At 71.2% G+C, this 19,427-nt stretch carries 17 protein-coding genes; 4 read left to right on the top strand and 13 right to left on the bottom strand.

Annotation, left to right across the window (positions count from 1 at the left end; all coding sequences use genetic code 11):
* Positions 1 to 5: 5 nt before the first annotated feature.
* Entirely contained in the window at positions 6 to 1,460 is a 1,455-nt protein-coding gene (mltG, locus tag ACIQ9E_RS13460; protein ID WP_403706391.1) for an endolytic transglycosylase MltG, read from the bottom strand.
* On the opposite strand from mltG, the gene ACIQ9E_RS13465 reads away from it, so the two are divergent.
* On the top strand, positions 1,452 to 1,946 hold the full coding sequence (locus ACIQ9E_RS13465) for a hypothetical protein (RefSeq protein ID WP_403706393.1): 495 nt from the start codon (positions 1,452 to 1,454) through the stop codon (positions 1,944 to 1,946). The genes mltG and ACIQ9E_RS13465 overlap by 9 nt on opposite strands.
* Positions 1,947 to 2,051: 105 nt before the next feature.
* Here the strand turns inward: ACIQ9E_RS13465 and ruvX are convergent, their stop codons facing one another.
* The 5 genes from ruvX to rpsD form a co-directional block, all read right to left on the bottom strand.
* Entirely contained in the window at positions 2,052 to 2,516 is a 465-nt protein-coding gene (gene ruvX / locus ACIQ9E_RS13470; protein WP_403706395.1) for a Holliday junction resolvase RuvX, read from the bottom strand.
* Positions 2,513 to 5,182, bottom strand: coding sequence for an alanine--tRNA ligase (gene alaS / locus ACIQ9E_RS13475; protein WP_403706397.1), 2,670 nt, complete (start codon positions 5,180 to 5,182; stop codon positions 2,513 to 2,515). The genes ruvX and alaS overlap by 4 nt, the downstream gene beginning before the upstream one ends.
* Positions 5,182 to 5,529 carry a DUF6167 family protein gene (locus tag ACIQ9E_RS13480; RefSeq protein WP_403706398.1) on the bottom strand — a complete coding sequence of 116 codons (348 nt, stop codon included), beginning with the start codon at positions 5,527 to 5,529 and terminating at the stop codon, positions 5,182 to 5,184. The genes alaS and ACIQ9E_RS13480 overlap by 1 nt, the downstream gene beginning before the upstream one ends.
* Before the next feature lie 6 nt (positions 5,530 to 5,535).
* A complete protein-coding gene (locus tag ACIQ9E_RS13485) occupies positions 5,536 to 5,997 on the bottom strand; it encodes a DUF948 domain-containing protein (protein ID WP_403706400.1) in 462 nt (153 codons plus the stop codon).
* A gap of 213 nt (positions 5,998 to 6,210) precedes the next feature.
* Positions 6,211 to 6,825, bottom strand: coding sequence for a 30S ribosomal protein S4 (gene rpsD, locus ACIQ9E_RS13490; protein ID WP_006350333.1), 615 nt, complete (start codon positions 6,823 to 6,825; stop codon positions 6,211 to 6,213).
* Between the two features lie 191 nt (positions 6,826 to 7,016).
* Between rpsD and ACIQ9E_RS13495 the strand changes: the two genes are divergently transcribed.
* Complete coding sequence (locus ACIQ9E_RS13495; protein ID WP_403706819.1) at positions 7,017 to 7,724, top strand: DUF2470 domain-containing protein; 708 nt, start codon at positions 7,017 to 7,019, stop codon at positions 7,722 to 7,724.
* Positions 7,725 to 7,758: 34 nt separating this feature from the next.
* Here ACIQ9E_RS13495 and ACIQ9E_RS13500 read toward each other — a convergent pair whose 3' ends face one another.
* The 4 genes from ACIQ9E_RS13500 to ACIQ9E_RS13515 form a co-directional block, all read right to left on the bottom strand.
* Positions 7,759 to 9,108, bottom strand: coding sequence for a replication-associated recombination protein A (locus ACIQ9E_RS13500; protein WP_389885100.1), 1,350 nt, complete (start codon positions 9,106 to 9,108; stop codon positions 7,759 to 7,761).
* An 89-nt stretch (positions 9,109 to 9,197) separates the two neighbouring features.
* Complete coding sequence (locus ACIQ9E_RS13505; RefSeq protein ID WP_403706402.1) at positions 9,198 to 9,839, bottom strand: vitamin K epoxide reductase family protein; 642 nt, start codon at positions 9,837 to 9,839, stop codon at positions 9,198 to 9,200.
* A gap of 465 nt (positions 9,840 to 10,304) precedes the next feature.
* Positions 10,305 to 11,567, bottom strand: coding sequence for a histidine--tRNA ligase (hisS, locus tag ACIQ9E_RS13510; protein ID WP_403706404.1), 1,263 nt, complete (start codon positions 11,565 to 11,567; stop codon positions 10,305 to 10,307).
* A gap of 13 nt (positions 11,568 to 11,580) precedes the next feature.
* Positions 11,581 to 12,288 carry an MBL fold metallo-hydrolase gene (locus ACIQ9E_RS13515; protein ID WP_403706406.1) on the bottom strand — a complete coding sequence of 236 codons (708 nt, stop codon included), beginning with the start codon at positions 12,286 to 12,288 and terminating at the stop codon, positions 11,581 to 11,583.
* A 272-nt stretch (positions 12,289 to 12,560) separates the two neighbouring features.
* Here ACIQ9E_RS13515 and ACIQ9E_RS13520 point away from each other — a divergent pair, with 272 nt between their 5' ends.
* Positions 12,561 to 13,358, top strand: coding sequence for a peptidylprolyl isomerase (locus tag ACIQ9E_RS13520; RefSeq protein ID WP_403706407.1), 798 nt, complete (start codon positions 12,561 to 12,563; stop codon positions 13,356 to 13,358).
* 200 nt (positions 13,359 to 13,558) lie between these two features.
* Positions 13,559 to 14,788, top strand: a complete 1,230-nt coding sequence (locus ACIQ9E_RS13525) for a DUF349 domain-containing protein (RefSeq protein ID WP_403706409.1) — start codon at positions 13,559 to 13,561, stop codon at positions 14,786 to 14,788.
* 268 nt (positions 14,789 to 15,056) lie between these two features.
* Here the strand turns inward: ACIQ9E_RS13525 and ACIQ9E_RS13530 are convergent, their stop codons facing one another.
* The 3 genes from ACIQ9E_RS13530 to secF all read right to left on the bottom strand — a co-directional run bounded on the left by ACIQ9E_RS13530 (position 15,057) and on the right by secF (position 19,426).
* Positions 15,057 to 17,609 (bottom strand): RelA/SpoT family protein, encoded by a 2,553-nt coding sequence (locus ACIQ9E_RS13530; protein WP_403706411.1) that lies wholly within the window; start codon positions 17,607 to 17,609, stop codon positions 15,057 to 15,059.
* A gap of 147 nt (positions 17,610 to 17,756) precedes the next feature.
* Positions 17,757 to 18,308: an adenine phosphoribosyltransferase gene (locus ACIQ9E_RS13535; protein ID WP_403706413.1), complete on the bottom strand. Its 552-nt coding sequence runs from the start codon at positions 18,306 to 18,308 to the stop codon at positions 17,757 to 17,759.
* Positions 18,305 to 19,426: a protein translocase subunit SecF gene (secF, locus tag ACIQ9E_RS13540; protein WP_403706821.1), complete on the bottom strand. Its 1,122-nt coding sequence runs from the start codon at positions 19,424 to 19,426 to the stop codon at positions 18,305 to 18,307. The genes ACIQ9E_RS13535 and secF overlap by 4 nt, the downstream gene beginning before the upstream one ends.
* Position 19,427 lies beyond the last annotated feature (1 nt).

Consider the following 19,427-nt stretch of genomic DNA (forward strand, 5'->3'; position numbering starts at 1 on the left):
GCCGGTCACTCCTGGTTCTTCTCGAGCTCTGCCAGATACCTCTCGCGGGCCCGGGCGTGCTCCGCGTGGGTCTCCGAGAACACCGTCTCGTCCTCGGTGACCGAGACGAAGTAGTACCAGCCGCCTTCGGCCGGGTTCAACGTGGAGTTGATGGCGGCCGTGCCCGGGTTGCCGATCGGTCCGGGCGGCAGGCCCACGATGCGGTAGGTGTTGTACGGGTGGTTGAACTTCCGCACCTTGTCGACGCTGCCGATGGCGAGCTTGCTCTCGCCCCGGGCGTAGTTGACGGTGGAGTCGAAGTCGAGCAGGCCGTTGGTCTCGGTGTTGTCCGGCTTGAGCCGGTTGTAGACGACCCGGGCGACCTTGTCGAAGTCCTCCTTGTACTTGCCCTCGGCCTGCACCAGGCTGGCGACGGTGACGAGCTGGAGGGGGTTCTTCAGACCGAGTCCGGCGGCCTTCCCCACCACGTCGGCCTTGGTGTACTCCTCGTTGGCGCGGGCGACCATCCTCTTGAGGACGTTCTCGGGCTTCATACCCTTGGCTGCGGGGTAGGAGGCCGGGAAGAGGAAGCCTTCCAGCGGGTCCTGGATATCGGGTCCGCCCTTGGCCCAGGCGGGCAGTCCGAGCTTGCCCGACTGGTCCTTGGCGGTTTTGGCGGTGGTGCCCGCCTTGAGACTGAGGCGTTTGTCGATCAGGGCGTAGATCTCGGCGTTCCGCTTGCCCTCGGGGATGATCATGTTGCTGCTGCTGCGCGGGTCGAGCATCGCCTTGACGGCGTTGGCGCCGGACATCTCCTTGGCGAGGGTGTAGACACCGGCCTGGATGCCCTTGGCACGCTCATTGCTGTTGGCCGCGGAGACGAAGGCCCCGGAACTCTTGACGACGCCCTGCTGCTTGAGGATGCGGCCGATCTCCGCCAGTCCGGCGCCCTGGGGGATCTCGACGACCACGGAGCCGCTGCCGGCGCCGCTGTAGTCGGGCGCGGAGCCGAACTGGCCCTGCCAGAACTGGTAGCCGAAGTACGAGACGCCGCCGATGCCGGTGAGCAGTACCGCGGAGACCATCAGGCAGGCACAGCCGTTGCGGCTCTTCTTCTTGGGGCGGCCCCGGCGCTCGCCGTCGCCCGCGCCGTCGCCACCGCCGCGGCGGGAGGTCCGGGCGGCGGCCGGATCGTCGTCCGCGGCGCTGTCGTCGCGGTCCTCGCCGTCACCGGTGAAGAAGGGGTGCTTCTCCTCCTCGGGGGCCTCGGCGTCCCAGGCCCCTTCCCGGGCCTCGGGCTCGGCGGGGCGCCGCCCGGGGGGCTGCGGCGGGGGGTAGGCGTCGGGGGTGGCGTAGTGGTCGGCCTCGGCCTGGTCCTGGTAGCCGGGGACGGGCCCGCTGTAGGTGTCGGCGGGGTTGGCGGCGTATCTGTCGCCGGGTGCGGCTCCGTAGGCGACCCCGAGGTCGGCCGGATGCGGCATCTGCCCCTGCTGCGGGGCGTGCTGGTGGGGCGCCTGCTGCTGCGGTTCGCCGCCCTGGTGCTGCGCCTGGTGCGGGTGTCCGCCGTGGCCCTGGTGCGGGCCCTGCGGCTGCTGCTGCGGGTACGCTCCCCCGTCCCACGGGGCGTGCCCGCCCTGTGTGCCGTCGCCCGCGCCGTACCCGGTCTGCCCGCCGTCGTACTGCTGCTGGTCACCGGGGTGGTAGTACGGCCCGCCGGGGTGCTGCTGGTACTGCTGCTGGTACGGGTCGTGGGCCTGCCGGCCTTGCTGCTGGGGCTGCTGCTGGTAGGGGTCCTGGACCCCGTAGTCCTGCTGCGGCCCGCCCGGGTGCTGCTGGTACTGCTGCTGACCGCCGCCGTAGGGATCATGGCCGGAAGCGGACTGCGGTCCCTGCCCCTGGTCGCCGTAGAGCGGGTCGTCGGGGTGCCACGGTTCGGAGCCGGGGCCCCGGCCATACTCAGTCATTGATCCCCTAGGGCCGCGAGTCGGGCGGGTGTACGTCCCGCTGTACGGTTCAGTGCGGCAGCCGTTCGAATAAGCCGCCCGATGGCGCGGAACGTTACCGTATCGCGATCAGACAATCCCTTCGACGCTCTCACCGGGGGGTGCCCCCGACGCCCGTTCGGACTCCAGCGCGTTCTGGAGGATCACCACGGCGGCCGCCTGGTCGATGAAGGAACGGCCCTTCTTGGCCGTCACTCCCGCGGCCCGCAGTCCCTGTCCGGCGGTGACCGTCGTCATCCGCTCGTCGACGAGCCGCACCGGTACGGGGGCGATGCCCCGCGCCAGCTCCCGGGCGAAGGTCCGGACCTTGTCCGCGGCGGGGCCCTCCCGCCCGTTGAGCGAGCGGGGCAGCCCGACGACGACCTCGATGGGTTCGTACTCCTCGGCGAGGGCGCGCAGCCGCCGGTGGGCGGCCGGGACATCGCGTCCCGGCACGGTCTCCACCGGGGTGGCGAGGACCCCGTCGGGGTCGCACGAGGCGACCCCGATCCGGGCGTCCCCGACGTCGATCGCGAGGCGGCGTCCGCGTCTCACGAGACCTCGGCCACCAGGCGCTCGACGGCGGCGACGGCATCGTCCACGGCGTCCGGGTTCTGGCCGCCGCCCTGGGCGACGTCCGGCTTGCCGCCGCCTCCGCCACCGAGGGTCTTGGCGGCGGTACGGACCAGCTCACCGGCCTTGAGCCCGCGCTCCCTGGCGGCCTCGTTGGTGGCGATGACGGTCAGCGGACGGCCGCCCGCCACCGTGAAGAGGGCGACGACGGCGGGCCGGTCGCCGGGGATCCGGCCGCGGACGTCGAGGACCAGCTTGCGCAGATCGTCGGCGGTGGTGCCGTCCGGCACCCGTCCGGTGACCAGGGCGGTGCCCCGGACGTCCTGGGCGCCCGCGGCGAGCCCGGCGGCGGCGGCGAGCACCTTCTCCGCGCGGAACTTCTCGATCTCCTTCTCGGCGTCCTTGAGCTTGGAGAGCATGCCGGAGATCTTCTCGGGCAGCTCCTCGGGACGGCCCTTGACCAGCTCCTGGAGCTGGGCGACGACCGTGTGCTCCCGGGCCAGGAAGTTGTAGGCGTCGACGCCCACCAGGGCCTCGATCCGGCGCACACCGGAGCCGATGGAGGACTCGCCGAGCAGCTTCACCAGTCCGAGCTGGGCGGTGTTGCCGACATGCGTACCGCCGCACAGCTCCTTGGAGAAGTCGCCGATGGTGACGACCCGGACCCGCTCGCCGTACTTCTCGCCGAACTCGGCGATGGCACCGGCCTTCTTGGCCTCCTCCAGGCTCATGACCTCGGCCTGGACGTCCAGCTCACGGGAGAGGACCTCGTTGATCCGCTGCTCGACATCGGTGAGGACGGTGCCGGGGACGGCGGCCGGGGAGCCGAAGTCGAAGCGGAAGCGGCCCGGGGAGTTCTCGGAGCCGGCCTGGGCCGCGGTGGGGCCCAGGGCATCGCGCAGGGCCTGGTGGGTGAGGTGGGTGGCGCTGTGGGCGCGGGCGATGGCCCGGCGCCGCTTGGCGTCGATGGCGGCGTGGGCGGAGGCGCCCACGGTGACCTCGCCGACCTGGACCGAACCCTTGTGCACGGAGACACCGGGGACCGGCTGCTGGACGTCGCGGACCTCGATCACGGCGCCGGAGTCGAGCCGGATCCGGCCCTGGTCGGCGAGCTGGCCGCCGCCCTCGGCGTAGAACGGGGTCCGGTCGAGGACGACCTCGACCTCGTCGCCCTCCACGGCGGCGGGCGACGGCACTCCGTCGACGAGCAGACCGACGACGGTCGCCTCGCCCTCGTTGGTGACATAGCCGGTGAACTCGGTGGTGCCCGAGGTGTCGGCGACCTCGCGGTAGGCGGAGAGGTCGGCGTGGCCCGTCTTCTTGGACCGGGCGTCGGCCTTGGCGCGCTCCCGCTGCTCCTTCATCAGGCGCCGGAAGCCCTCCTCGTCCACGGAGAGGCCCTGTTCGGCGGCCATCTCCAGGGTGAGGTCGATGGGGAAGCCCCAGGTGTCGTGGAGGAGGAACGCCTTGTCGCCGGCGAGGACGGCGGAACCGGCCTGCTTGGCCTCGGTCACGGCACCGTCGAGGACGTTGGTGCCGGCGTTGAGGGTCTTGAGGAAGCGGGCCTCCTCGGCGAGGGCGACGGCCTCGATCCGGCTGCGGTCCGTGATCAGCTCGGGGTACTGCTGTCCCATGGTCCGGATCACCACGTCGGCCAGCGCGGCGACGACCGGGCCGGTGGCGCCGAGCAGGCGCATATTGCGGATGGCGCGGCGCATGATGCGGCGCAGCACATAGCCGCGGCCCTCGTTGCCGGGGGTGACGCCGTCGCCGATGAGCATCACCGAGGTACGGATGTGGTCGGCGACCACGCGCAGGGAGACGTCGGAGCCGTGCTCGGCGCCGTACCGCACTCCGGTCAGCTCGGTGGCCTTGTCCATGACGACCCGGAGCGTGTCCGTCTCGTACATGTTCTGCACGCCCTGGAGGATCATGGCGAGCCGTTCGAGACCGAGGCCGGTGTCGATGTTCTTGGAGGGCAGCTCCCCGAGGATCGGGAAGTCCTCCTTGCCCTGGCCCGGGCCGCGCTCGTACTGCATGAAGACCAGGTTCCAGATCTCCACGTACCGCTCGTCGTTGACGGCGGGGCCGCCCTCCTCGCCGAACTCCGGACCGCGGTCGTAGTTGATCTCGGAGCAGGGGCCGCAGGGGCCGGGGACGCCCATCGACCAGAAGTTCGGGCCCATGCCGAGGCGCTGGATGCGCTCGGCGGGCACGCCGATGACGTCGCGCCAGATCTGCTCGGCCTCGTCGTCCTCCTGGTAGACGGTGATCCACAGCTTCTCGGGGTCGAGGCCGTAGCCGCCCTTGTCCTGGGGCGCGGTGAGCAGCTCCCAGGCGTACTTGATGGCGCCTTCCTTGAAGTAGTCGCCGAAGGAGAAGTTTCCGCACATCTGGAAGAAGGTGCCGTGCCGGGTGGTCTTGCCGACCTCTTCGATGTCCGGGGTGCGGACGCACTTCTGCACGCTGGTGGCGCGCGGGGCGGGCGGGCGGCTCTCCCCGAGGAAGTACGGCTTGAACGGCACCATGCCCGCGTTGACCAGCAGCAGAGTCGGGTCGTCCGCGATGAGCGACGCGGAGGGCACGACGGTGTGCCCGCGCTCCTCGAAGAAGCTCAGCCAGCGGCGGCGGATCTCAGCCGACTCCATCAGTGGTCCTCATTCCGGTTGTACGAAGTGTGGGGGCGGTTCGGGTGGGCGGCGCGGGGGCCGCGGGCGGGGCCGCCGAGTGCGGGGCGGATCCGCTGGGCGGGCAGTTCGGTGCCGGGCGGCGCGCTGGTGCCCAGTGCCTCGCCCAACTCCTCCTCGCGCTGGATCATTCCGGCGCGGACGTCGAGGGCGAACTCCCGCAGCCGGTGGCCCGCGTCGACCGCGCGGCCCGCGGCCTGTGCGGCGAGGCTCTCGGGGGTGAGCTGCTGGATCTTGCGGTGGACCTTGGTGGTCGCCCAGACGCCGGCAGCGGCGCCCGCGGTGAACCAGAAGGTGCGGCGGAACATCGTGCCTCAGCCCTTTCCGCCCCAGCGGCCGCGTCCACCGCGTGCCGGGGGCACCGTACGTCCGACGACCACCGTGCGGGCGGCGCGACCGCGGCGCGGGCCGCGCTCCTCCCCGGCTTCGCCGGAGGTGCGGCTCATCGCCTTGCGCACGCCGTATCCGAAGGCGGCGACCTTGACCAGCGGGCCGCCGAAGGTGGAGGCGACCGTGGTGGAGAGCGCGGAGGCGTTGGAGGTGACCTCCTGGACGTCCGTGGCGATGGCGTCGACCCGGTCCAGCTGGGTCTGCGCGGAGCGCACGGTCGCGGACGCGTCGGTGAGCAGGGGCACCGCCCGCTCGGTCACCTCGGTCACGAGCCGGGTGGTCGCCCTGAGCGTCTGGGCCAGCCTCACCAGCACCACGGCGAGGAAGGAGACCAGGATCGCCCAGAAGACGGCCACCAGGATCCCGGCCACCTCTCCACCGGTCACACTGCACCGCTTCCTGCTCGTCCGGTTGTCCCCCGGGGACCCGGGGATACGTCCTTCCGAGCCTATCGCGATCCCGGTGGGCCCCCTACCGCATTCCGGGGCTCCCGGGGGTACGCGAAGGCCCGTCGTACCCCCGCCGCGAACGGCGGGGGTACGACGGGCCGGGGCGCATGCCCGTACCGGGTGCCCGGGAGGCTTCCCGGGCGCGGTGGATCAGCGCGCGTAGTACTCGACGACGAGCTGCTCGTCGCAGATGACCGGGATTTCCTTGCGGTTCGGGTCGCGGTCCAGGCGGAAGGCCAGGGCCTTCAGGTTGACCTGGAGGTAGCGCGGGGTCTCGCCGTCGGCGGCGAAGCCACCCTCACGCGCGACCTGGAACAGCGCCTTCTCACGGGAGCGCTCGCGCACCGTGATGACGTCGTCCGGGCGGACGCGGAAGGACGGCTTGTCGACCTTGCCGCCGTTGACCTCGATGTGGCCGTGGACGACCATCTGACGGGCCTGGTAGATGGTGCGGGCGATGCCCGAACGCAGCACCAGGGCGTCCAGACGGCGCTCCAGCTCGACGACCAGCGCCTCGCCGGTCTTGCCCTCGGCCTTGCGGGCGCGGTCGTAGGCGCGCGCCATCTGCCGCTCGCTGATGTCGTACTGAGCGCGCAGGCGCTGCTTCTCCATCAGACGGACCTTGTAGTCCGAGTTCTGCTTGCGGCCACGGCCGTGCTCGCCCGGCGGGTAGGGGCGGGCCTCGAAGTACTTGACGGCCTTCGGCGTCAGCGCGATACCGAGCGCACGGGACTTCTTGACCTTGGGACGCGACTGGTTAGGCACGTTCTCCAGACCTCCGATATAGGTTAGGTTAGGCTCACCTTACTCAAGGAGATCGCATGTCTCGCCCTGGGAACACCAAGCGCATCGCGGACAGCACAAAAGACGTCGACCCCGCTGCTGCGGGTGTCGAGGCGACGGAGGTCCGATCAGCTCATGGTCAGCCGCGTCCCAGCGGACTTGAATCCGCCCGGATGCCGTCAGCAGCCGAGCGCACACGAACTCTCGTACAGGGTACATGCTCCGCGGTGCTGCTCGTCACGGGCGTCGAGACCACCCGTACGGAGCAGCTCATGCCCACCGCCCGCGCGGTGGGCCCCGACGGCGAGGTGTTCCTGCTGCTGCCGGCCGACTCCCCCGTCGTACGGGCCGCCGCCCATGCCCAGGACGACGAGCTGAGCGCCGTACTGGAGATCACCGATGTCGCGCCGGTCGCCGTCCCGCACCGGATCCGCGGCCGGGCCTGGGTCTCCGGCTGGCTGACCACGACGCCGGGGGCGGCCGATCCGGGCACCGCGATGCTCCGGCTGGAGGTCGGCGAGCTGCGGGTGGACGATCTCTGGGGCACCGCCCCGGTCGACCCCGACGACTTCGCGCGGGCCGACGCCGATCCGCTCGCCGGTCACGAGGCGGAACTGCTCCAGCATCTCCACGCGGCGCACGGACCGCAGATGCAGGAGCTGTGCGGACTGCTCGGTGAGCGCGCCGCCGCACTCTCCGGACCGGACGGCGACGGGCCCGCGCCGCGGGCGGTCCCGCTGGCCCTGGACCGCTTCGGACTGCGGGTGCGGTTCACCGGGAGCCACTGCTTCGACGCCCGCTTCGACTTCCCCGAGCCCGTAAGCGATATCACCGGGCTGCGCCGGGCCATGCACACCCTCTTCGAGGCGGCCGCGCACTGAGCCGGCTCCCGGCGGATACCGCGGCGGCCGCGGCTCAGCCGCCGCGCAGCCGCTCCCGCACCTTCTCCACGACATCCGCGTAGCGGGCCTCGGCCCCGTACCGCGTCGGTTCGTAGTACCGCTTGCCGTGGAGGGCGTCCGGCGCGTACTGCTGGGCGGCGATGGCGCCGGGGACGTCGTGCGGATAGACATAGCCCTGGGCATGCCCCAGCGCCGCCGCCCCCTTGTAGTGCCCGTCCCGCAGATGGGGCGGTACGGAACCGGCCAGCCCGGCCCGGACGTCGGCCAGCGCCGCGCCGATCGCCGTCGTCGCGGTGTTCGACTTCGGTGCCAGCGCCAGCGCGATCGTCGCATGGCTGAGGGTGAGCGCGGCCTCGGGGAAACCGATCATCGCCACGGCCTGGGCGGCGGCCACCGCCAGCGGCAGCGCGGTGGGGTCGGCCAGTCCGATGTCCTCGCTGGCCGAGATCATCAGCCGCCGGGCGATGAACCGGGGATCCTCGCCCGCGTCGATCATCCGGGCCAGATAGTGCAGCGCGGCGTCCACGTCCGAGCCGCGGATGGACTTGATCAGCGCGCTCGCCACGTCGTAGTGCTGGTCGCCGTCGCGGTCGTAGGTCACCGCGGCCCGGTCCACCGTCTCCTCGACCGTCGCCAGGGTGATCTCCGCCTCGCCCTTGTCGAGCGCGGCGCCCGCCGCGGCCTCCAGGGCTGTCAGAGCCCGGCGGGCGTCGCCGCCCGCGACCCGCAGCAGATGCGCCTCGGCGTCCTCGGGCAGGGTCACCGCACCGCCGAGCCCGCGCTCCTCCCCCAGCGCCCGCCGCAGCAGACCCCGCAGATCGTCGTCGGTCAGCGGCTCCAGCGTCAGCAGCAGCGAGCGGGAGAGCAGCGGGGAGATCACCGAGAAGTAGGGGTTCTCGGTGGTGGCGGCGATCAGGGTGACCCAGCGGTTCTCCACGGCGGGCAGCAGGGAGTCCTGCTGCGCCTTGGAGAAGCGGTGGATCTCGTCGAGGAAGAGGACGGTCTCCTTGCCGAAGCCGCCCGCCGCCCGGCGGGCGCCCTCGATGACGGCCCGCACCTCCTTGACGCCCGCGGTGATCGCCGAAAGCTCGACGAAGCGTTTCTCGGTCGCCCGGGAGACCACATACGCCAGGGTCGTCTTCCCGATGCCCGGCGGACCCCAGAGGATCACCGACGAGGCACCGGCGGGGCTTCCCCCGCTCTCGCCGACGAGCCTGCGGAGCGGGGAGCCGGGCCGCAGCAGATGCCGCTGCCCGACGACCTCGTCGAGGGTGCGCGGGCGCATCCGCACGGCGAGGGGGCCGGCGGACGGATCCTTCTCCAGTCGTTCTTCGGCGGCGGCGGTAAAGAGATCGGGCTCCACACGGGAAGCCTATGCCAGACCACCGACAGCGCCCCCGGCCGGCCGGAGGCGCGGACTGTCGGGGGCGCGGGCTGCGGGAACGCAGGGGATCAGCTGGTCCAGAAGTCCCACCAGCGGGTCAGGATCAGCATGCCGATGATGCCGATCCACAGCACGGGCGGCACCCAGTGGAACTCCAGCAGACCGCTGCGCAGCCCTTCGGGCACCATCACGATCCGGTGCCGGACGTTGTGCACGGTGACGTAGCAGAACATCACGATCGTGGCGGCCCAGGCGAGGGAGCACCACAGACAGAGCGAACCGATGTTGTACAGCGACTGGTACATCAGCCACATGCAGAAGCCCGCGCCGAAGAGGGTGCCGGCGTTCAGCCCCAGCCAGTACCAGCGCCGGTAGCGGGCGCCCGCGAGCAGTCCGGCGCCGATGGCGATCACCATCGCGTACGTGACCAGCCCCAGCATCGGGTTGGGGAAGCCGAAGACCGAGGCCTGTTCACTCTTCATGATGTTGCCGCAGGAGACCACCGGGTTGAGGCTGCATCCGGGGGTGAAGGACGGGTCCTCCAGCAGTTTGAACTTGTCGAGCGTGATCACCCAGGCGGCGAGCAGCCCCGCCGCGCCCGTGATGATCAGCAGCCAGGCAAAGGGGCGGCTGCCGCCGATCCCTTCCCGGGCACCGCCGGTCCCGGTCTCCTCGTCCGCGATCACGTCGTCCACCGCCACAGTCGCCATAAGATCTCGCCGCTTCCCTCGCTCCGGGCCCGCTCGGGCACGCGTCATTGTGCCGCACGGTCCTGTGAGCCGGCCCCAGGCGGAGGGTACGACCGGCCCTCCGGCGGGGCCGGACGTACCGGTCCGCCGGCCGCTCCGGGGCCCCTGCGGACCGCGGGGTGAGCGGGCCGGTTCGCCGTCCGCGGCAAGCGGACGGGAACTCCCCGACCTGCGGATCCATCGGGGCAATACGGCCCGTCGGGGCTGTACGGGGCCGGGCGGCACGGTGGGCGGGCCCGGGGTCCCGCGCCGGCGGGACGGCTGCGGGAGGGGGCGGGTCCGGTCCCGCTCCGGCGGCCGGAAACCGCCGTCGGCGGTCTCGAATCGGCGTCGTCCGGCGGGATGATCCGGCACCCGCCGGGTTGACGCCGGGAGCCGGTCACACCGGGGAAGGTCCCGTGCGGCAACCCGCCCGGGGACCGGGGCTCAGGACAGGCGGGTGCGGAGGACGTCGGTGATCTCCGACAGGGGTACGGGGGTCTGCTCGCCGGACTCCATGTCCTTGAGCTGGACATGCCCCTCGGCCAGATCCCGGTCACCGGCCACGATCGTGAAGCGCGCCCCGCTGCGGTTCGCCGCCTTCATCGAACCCTTCAGCCCCCGGCCGCCGTACGAGAAGTCGGCGGCGATGCCCTCCTTGCGGAGCCGGGTCACCACACCGAACAGCACCCGGCGGGCCTCCTCGCCGACGGGGACCGCGTACACGCTGGTGGCGGGCGGGATGTCGAGGGTGACGCCCTCGGCCTCCAGCGCCAGCACCGTGCGGTCGACCCCGAGGGCCCAGCCGACGGACGGCAGCGCGGGGCCGCCGATCATCTCGGAGAGGCCGTCGTAGCGGCCGCCGCCGCCCACCGCGGACTGGGAGCCCAGACCGTCGTGGACGAACTCGAACGTGGTGCGGGTGTAGTAGTCGAGTCCGCGTACCAGCCGGTCGTCGTCCTCGAAGGCGACACCCGCCTCCGCGAGCAGCTCCCGGACCTGCTTGTGGTACGCCCGGCAGGCGTCGCAGAGGTGGTCCGCGAGCACCGGCGCCCCGGTGAGCTGCCGCTGGACCTCGGCCCGCTTGTCGTCGAGGACCCGCAGCGGGTTGATCTCGATCCGGCGGCGGGTCTCCTCGTCGAGGTCGAGACCGCGCAGGAAGGACTGGAGCGCCTCGCGGTAGACCGGCCGGCACTCCTGGTCCCCGAGGCTGTTGAGCAGGATACGGAAGTGGCGCAGCCCGAGGGAGCGGTACGCCTGGTCCGCCAGGATGATCAGCTCGGCGTCGAGCGCCGGGTCCTCGGCACCAATGGCCTCGGCCCCGACCTGGGAGAAGTGGCGGTAGCGGCCCGCCTGGGGGCGCTCGTAGCGGTAGTACGAGCCCGAGTACCAGAGCTTCACGGGCAGCGCGCCCTGCTTGTGGAGGTTGGCCTCCAGCGCGGCCCGCAGAACGGACGCGGTGCCCTCGGGGCGCAGCGCCAGCCGGCTGCCGCCCTTGGTGGTGAGGGTGTACATCTCCTTGGTGACGATGTCGGTGGACTCGCCGACACCGCGCGCGAAGAGTTCGACGTCCTCGAAGCCCGGGGTCTCGATATAGCCGTAGCCGGAGTTGCGCAGGGGCGCGGCGATCGCCTCGCGCACCGCGAGGAACGTCGCGGAGACGGGCGGCAGCAGGTCGTAGGTGCCCTTGGGGGCCTGGAAAGTACTCACGGCAGTTCTCTCGTCACATTCCTCGTCGGGGAGCGTCGCTGCTCCCCAGGCCGGCCGCCACTTCGCGCAGATACGGATTGGAGGCGCGCTCACGGCCGATGGTCGTCTGGGGGCCGTGCCCGGAGAGCACCACGGTCGAGTCGTCGAGCGGCAGGCAGACGCGTGCCAGCGAATCGAGCATCTCGGCGTGATCCCCGCCGGGCAGGTCGGTGCGTCCGATGGAGCCGGCGAAGAGCAGATCGCCCGAGAAGAACACCGGCGGGACATCGCCGGCCTCGGGCAGCCCGAAGGTCACCGACCCCTTGGTATGGCCGGGCGCATGCGCCACGGTCAGCTGCATACCGGCCAGGTTCAGCACCGAACCGTCGGTCAGCTCGTGCACGTCGGACGGCTCGCCCACGGTCAGCTCGCCCATCAGCTGCGTACCGAAGGAACGGCCGAGGGCCTTCTCCGGGTCGCTCATCATGTAGCGGTCGGCCGGGTGGATCCACGCGGGCACATCATGGGCCCCGCAGACCGGGACCACCGATGCCACATGGTCGATATGGCCGTGGGTGAGGACGACGGCGACCGGCTTCAGGCGGTGCTTGGCGACTGCCTCGGCCACACCGCCGGCGGCCTGATGGCCGGGGTCGATGATCACGCACTCCTCGCCCGCGGCGGGGGCGACCAGATAGCAGTTGGTCCCCCAGGCCCCGGCCGGGAACCCGGCAATAAGCACGTATGTCCTCGCTGGATGGTCGGCGAAGTGACCGGCGGAGTGCCGGACGGCACGGAATTGCGACAGGTCAGAGCCTACCGGCCCTGCTGCTCCCACAGCCAACCCGTATACGGTACGGGCACGCGCGGCAGCAGGCTCGCGTACCCGTACGGTGAACCGTGGACGTACAGAACCAGGTGACGACGGCAGTCCACGGCGGCCGGCGGCCATCACAGCACTCCGCGCAGCCCACACGACACCAGGGCTGCGCGGACGGAGAAGGAGCGGACTCGGTGGTCAGCAGCGATCAGCGGCGGCGGCAGCTCGCCCGGGAGAAGTTCGAGCGTCAGCAGGAGCGCCGGGCGGCGGCCCGCAAGCGGCGGCAGCGCATCGGCGCGATCGCCGCCGCGGTGGTGCTGGTCCTGGTCGGCGGTGCGGTCGTGGCCGCGACCGTCGTCGACGGCAAGGACGACAAGGACAAGCAGACCGTGGCCGGGGACCAGAGCAACCCGTCGCAGGACGCGTCGCCGCCCGCCGGCGAGCCCAAGGGGCCCGAGCCGAAGATGGCGATCGACGCCAAGGCGAAGTACACGATGGCCATGACGACCGACCAGGGCACCGTGTCGATCGCGATGGACGCGGCGAAGACGCCCCGTACGGTGAACTCGTTCAAGGCGCTCGCCGACAAGGGCTACTTCAACAAGACCAAGTGCCACCGGCTGACCACGGAGGGCATCTTCGTCCTCCAGTGCGGCGACCCGAAGGGCGACGGCACCGGCGGGCCCGGCTACAACATCCCCGACGAGAACCTGACCGCGCTGGGCAAGGCGGGCACCGACGGTTCGGTGTCCTACCCGGCGGGCACGGTCGCGATGGCCAACACCGGCCAGCCCAACTCCGGTGGCAGCCAGTTCTTCCTGGTCTACAAGGAGACCAGGCTCCCGCCCACGTACACGCCGTTCGGGACGATGGACGCGGCGAGCCTGAAGGCGGTCCAGAAGGTCGCGGCCGGCGGTGTCGAGGGCAACGCCAAGGACGGGGCGCCGAAGACGGCCGTCACCGTGGCGAAGGCGGCCGTGACCAAGGGGTAACCGGCCGGCGGCGGTCCGTACCGCTCCGCCGCGCCGGCAGGCGGAGCGCGGCGGACCGGAAATGCGTGGGCGCCGAGTGCGGACAGCGCGCCGACCGGTCGCCTAGATTGGCGTTGTGCAGGGCGGGCGCGGCTCGCCCCTGGAAACTGTGGACGATGCCCGGGGGAACCCCTCGGTGGGCATCAGGTGGAGGAGGCGCTGTGAGCAGCGACCCGTGGGGCCGTGTCGACGAGACGGGCACCGTGTACGTGCGTACTGAAGACGGCGAGCAGGTCGTCGGATCGTGGCAGGCCGGGACCCCTGAGGAGGCCCTCGCCTATTTCGAGCGCAAGTACGAAGGCCTGGTCGTCGAGATCGATCTCCTCGAAAAGCGGGTGAAGACCACCGATCTGTCGGCCAAGGACGCCCAGACGGCCATCGACCATCTGCGGGAGCAGGTGTCCGAGCACCACGCCGTCGGTGACCTCGCCGCGCTCGGCCGGCGGCTCGACACCCTGGTGGCGACGGTCGACCGGCGCCGCGAGGAGCGCAAGGTCCAGCGGGCCAAGCAGCACGACGAGGCCCGCAAGGCCAAGGAGGAGCTGGTCGCGGAGGCCGAGGAGCTGGCGGCCAGCGAGCAGTGGCGGGCCGCCGGGGAGCGGCTGCGGGCCCTGGTCGACACCTGGAAGGGCCTCCCCCGGCTGGACCGGAAGTCGGACGACGAGCTGTGGCACCGCTTCTCGCACGCCCGCTCCGCCTTCTCCAAGCGGCGCAAGGCGCATTTCGCGTCCCTCGACGCCCAGCGCGAAGAGGCCCGCAAGGCGAAGGAGGCGCTGGTCACCGAGGCCGAGTCGCTCTCCCACTCCACCGACTGGGGGGCCACCGCGGCCCGCTACCGCGAGCTGATGGCCGACTGGAAGGCGGCGGGCCGGGCCCAGCGCGAGGCCGAGGACGGTCTGTGGAACCGCTTCCGCGGCGCCCAGGACGTCTTCTTCGCCGCGCGCAGTGAGACCTTCGCCGAGCGGGACGCCGAGCAGACCGAGAACCTGAAGCTCAAGGAGGAGCTGGCGGCCGAGGCCGAGCAGCTCGTTCCGGTCACGGATCTGAAGGCCGCCCGGGCCGCGTTCCGGGGCATCAACGAGCGTTGGGAGGCCATCGGCCATGTGCCGAGGGACGCCCGGGCGCGGGTCGAGGGCCGGATGCACACGGTGGAGCGGGCGCTCCAGGAGTCCGAGGAGAACGAGTGGCGCCGGACGAACCCGGAGGCGCGGGCCCGCGCCGCGGGTCTGACCGGTCAGCTCCAGGCCGCCGTCGACAAGCTGCGTGACCAGATCGACACGGCGCGCGCGGCCGGCAACAACGCCAGGGCCGACAAGCTCACCAAGGAGCTGGAGGGCCGCCAGGCGCTGCTGGACCAGGCGCTGAAGGGGCTCCAGGAGTTCGGGGGCTGAGTCCCGGGGGCTGTCGCAACCGCGGCCTCCCGCCCTGTCGGCGGGGGCCGCGGTTTCGCTTGCGCGGGCTTGCGCGCTGCGACCAAGCGCCTGCCGGGACCCGTTGTCTGTCGGCCGCGCGCCGTCTTCGGTTGCTCGCGCAGTTCCTCGCGCCCCCAAACACCCGCACTCGGCAGGTGGGGTCTTTCAGGGGCGCGGGGAACTGCGCGAACGGCCACCGACGGGCCGCGGCCGGGGAAGCACATCGGCTCCTACGGCGCGACCCTAGTCAGCCGCGCCGCGCGGAGGTCACGCGGTAGACGTCGTAGACGCCCTCCACGCCCCGTACCGCCTTCAGCACATGGCCGAGGTGCTTGGGGTCGCCCATCTCGAAGGTGAAGCGGGAGGTGGCGACCCGGTCGCGGGAGGTCTGGACGGCCGCGGACAGGATGTTGACGTGCTGGTCGGACAGGACCCGCGTCACATCGGAGAGCAGCCGGGACCGGTCGAGTGCCTCCACCTGGATGGCGACCAGGAAGACCGACGACTGGGTCGGCGCCCATTCGACGTCGAGGATCCGCTCCGGCTGCTGCGACAGCGAATCGACGTTGACGCAGTCCGCCCGGTGGACGGAGACCCCGCTGCCGCGGGTGACGAAGCCGATGATCGGGTCGCCGGGCACGGGGGTGCAGCAGCGGGCCAGTTTCACCCAGACGTCCTCGACGCCCTTCACGACGACTCCGGGGTCGGCGTTGGAGCGCCGCTTGCCCCGCTTGGCCCGTGACGGCGGTGCGGACTCGTCGATCTCCTCGCTGGCCGCCTCCTCGCCGCCGAGCGCCGAGACCAGTTTCTGGACGACGCCCTGGGCGGCCACATGGCCTTCGCCGATGGCCGCGTACAGGGAGGAGATATCGGGGTAGCGCATCTCATGGGCGAGGGTGACCAGCGAGTCCCCGGTGAGGATGCGCTGGATCGGCAGATTCTGCTTGCGCATGGCCCGGACGATGGCGTCCTTGCCCTGCTCGATGGCCTCGTCGCGGCGCTCTTTGGAGAACCAGGCGCGGATCTTGTTGCGGGCCCGGGGGGATTTGACGAAGCCCAGCCAATCCCGGGACGGCCCGGCGCCCTCGGCCTTGGAGGTGAAGACCTCCACGAGATCGCCGTTGTCGAGGGTGGACTCCAGGGGGACGAGCCGTCCGTTGACCCGGGCGCCTATGGTGCGGTGGCCGACCTCGGTGTGGACCGCGTAGGCGAAGTCCACCGGGGTCGCGCCGGCGGGCAGCGCTATCACGTCGCCCTTGGGCGTGAAGACGAAGACCTCGTTGCGGGAGAGGTCGAAGCGGAGCGACTCCAGGAACTCCGAGGGGTCCTCGGTCTCCTTCTGCCAGTCGAGGAGCTGGCGCAGCCACGCCATATCGTTGAGGTGGTCGTCCTTGCCGCCCTTGCGGGGGACGTCGGTACGGACCTTGGAGGCCCCGGCGACGGCCTCCTGTTTGTACTTCCAGTGGGCCGCGATGCCGTACTCGGCCCGGCGGTGCATGTCGAAGGTGCGGATCTGGAGTTCGACGGGCTTGCCGTTGGGTCCGATGACCGTCGTGTGCAGCGACTGGTACATGTTGAACTTCGGCATCGCGATGTAGTCCTTGAACCGGCCGGGGACCGGGTTCCATCGCGCGTGGACGGTGCCGAGCGCCGCATAGCAGTCGCGGACGGTGTCGACGAGGACACGGATGCCGACCAGATCGTAGATCTCCGCGAAGTCACGGCCGCGGACGATCATCTTCTGGTAGACGCTGTAGTAGTGCTTGGGGCGGCCGGTGACGGTGGCCTTGATCCGGGCGGCCCGCAGATCGGACTGGACCTCGTCGGTCACTATGGCGAGGTACTCGTCGCGCTTGGGCGCCCGCTCGGCGACGAGCCGGACGATCTCGTCGTACATCTTGGGGTAGAGGATCGCGAAGGCGAGGTCCTCCAGCTCCCACTTGATGGTGTTCATGCCCAGCCGGTGGGCGAGCGGAGCGTAGATCTCCAGCGTCTCGCGGGCCTTCTTCTCCTGCTTCTCCCGCTTGAGGAAGCGCATGGTGCGCATATTGTGCAGCCGGTCCGCGAGCTTGATGACCAGCACCCGGGGGTCCTTGGCCATGGCCACGACCATCTTGCGCACGGTCTCGGCCTGGGCCGCCTCGCCGAACTTCACCTTGTCGAGCTTGGTGACACCGTCGACGAGGAGGGCGACCTGGTCGCCGAAGTCCCGGCGCAGGGTGTCGAGGCCGTACTCGGTGTCCTCGACGGTGTCGTGCAGCAGCCCGGCCATCAGGGTCGCCGGGTCCATGCCCAGCTCGGCCAGGATGGTGGTGACGGCCAGCGGATGGGTGATGTAAGGGTCGCCGCTCTTGCGCTTCTGGCCCCGGTGCCAGCGCTCGGCGACCTGGTAGGCCTTTTCGATCTGCCGCAGCGTCGCCGTCTCGATCTTGGGGTCGTTGCTGCGGACGATCCGCAGCAGCGGTTCGAGTACGGGGTTGTACGGGGAGGACCGCTGGACGCCGAGCCGGGCGAGACGGGCCCGGACCCGGTTGGACGAACCGCCGGAGCGGGCGGACGAGGCGGCCGGCGCGGGAGCGGGGCGATTCGCCGGGGCCGGGCCGCGACGGCCCGGCTGGGGGGCGGCAGGCCGTACGGGAGCGGCGCCCTGGGCCGGATTCGCGCCATTTCCGCTCGCGCGGGCGGGAGCGGACCGGCCGGTGCGGGCATCGGGCGTCGGCTCGGCCGCGGCTGCGGCCGCCGCGGCCTGGTCGGCCTTCTGGCCGGGCTGTGCGGTGGCGGGACGGGCCTCGTCTGGCAAGACAGCTCCTCGTGCGGTCCGGTTCCCCCGGGGCAGGTCCGGAGAGCCCATCGTATCCACCCGGCCCCGCGGATGCCCCCGAGGCTGAAAACAGACCCCTGGAGCCCGGCATTCCCGGGCTCCAGGGGTCTGTGGTGTCAGGGCCGCTCAGAGGGCGAGCAGCGCCTCCAGCGGAGCGCCCCGCAGAACGGGTTCCAGCTTGCCCCGGCCGCCGAGGAAGCCCAGCTCCATCAGGACCGCGACGCCCGCGACCTCCGCGCCGCCGCGGCGGATCAGCTCCGCCGCGGCACCCGCGGTACCGCCGGTGGCGAGGACGTCGTCGATGACCATGATCCGGTCGCCCGGGTCCAGGTCCTCGGCGTGGACCTCGATCTCGGCGCTGCCGTATTCGAGGTCGTACGCCTGGGAGAGCGTCGCCCCGGGCAGCTTGCCCGCCTTGCGGACCGGGATGAAGCCGAGGCCGGCCCGGACCGCGACGGGTGCGGCGAGGATGAACCCGCGCGCCTCCAGACCGACGACCTTGGTCGCCCCGTGCCGTACACACAGCTCACTGAGCGCCTCGGTGAGCGCGGTGAACGCCGCCGGGTCCGCGAGCAGCGGGGTGATGTCCTTGAACACCACTCCGGGCTGGGGATGGTCGGGAACGTCGCGGATCCGGCTGAGCAGCAGGTCCCGGACGTCCCCGGGGGCGCGGGTCATCGGCGCCTGCCCGAGGAGCGGCCCCGGCCGCGGCCCCGCTGCTCGACGACACCGGCCGGTCCGGCGGCTGCGACCGCCGCCTCGCCCGGGACCACGTCCTGCGCGTCACCGTCCTGACCGTCCTGCTCGATCTGCTCGCCGTCCGTCTGCTCGCCCTTGGCCCGCTTGGCGAGGACCCGCTTGCGCAGGGCCTTCATCTGCGGGTCGCGCTCCTTGAAGTCCGCGACCAGCGGGGTCGCGATGAAGATCGACGAGTAGGCGCCGGCCGCGAGGCCGACGAAGAGGGAGAGCGAGATGTCGTTGAGCATGCCCGCGCCGAGGAAGCCGCCGCCGATGAAGAGCAGGCCGGCGACCGGGAGCAGGGCGACGACGGTGGTGTTGATGGAGCGGACCAGGGTGCCGTTGAGGCTCCGGTTGGCCATCTCGCTGTAGGTGAAGCGGCTCTGCTTGGTGATGTCCTTCGACCCCTCCTTGAGACCGTCGAAGACGACGACGGTGTCGTAGAGGGAGTAACCGAGGATGGTGAGCAGACCGATCACCGTACCCGGGGTGACCTCGAAGCCGACGAGCGCATAGACGCCGACGGTGATGGTGAGGTCGTGGATCAGGGCGATCAGTGCCGCCAGCGCCATTCTCCATTCGAAGGCGATGGCCAGATAGATCACCACCAGGACCATGAAGATCGCCAGACCGGTCCAGGCCTTGTTGGCGATCTGCTTGCCCCAGCTCGGACCGACCAGTTCGGCGCCGATCTTGTCGACGTCCATCTTCATATCGCGGGCCAGGTCGCTCTTGACCTGCGCGGCCTGGCTGGTGTTCAGCTCGGCCACCTGGATACGCATGGTGCCGTTGCCCAGCTTCTGGACGATGGCGGGGTGACCGGAGGCCTCCTCCGCGTACTCCCGGGCATCGGTGACGGACACCTTGGTGCTCGGGGTGGTGAAGACGGCACCGCCCTTGAACTCGATGCCCATGTTCAGACCGCGGATCGCGACGCCGGCGATGGCCGCGACGGTGATCAGGATCGAAACGGCGTACCAGAACTTGCGGTGGCGGACGAAGTCATAGCCGATCTCGCCGCGGTAGAGCCTGGCGCCGATGGTGCCGAGACGCGACATG

Origin of the sequence: Streptomyces sp. NPDC094448 (assembly GCF_044763775.1) — a bacterium.
Taxonomy (GTDB): Bacteria; Actinomycetota; Actinomycetes; order Streptomycetales; family Streptomycetaceae; genus Streptomyces.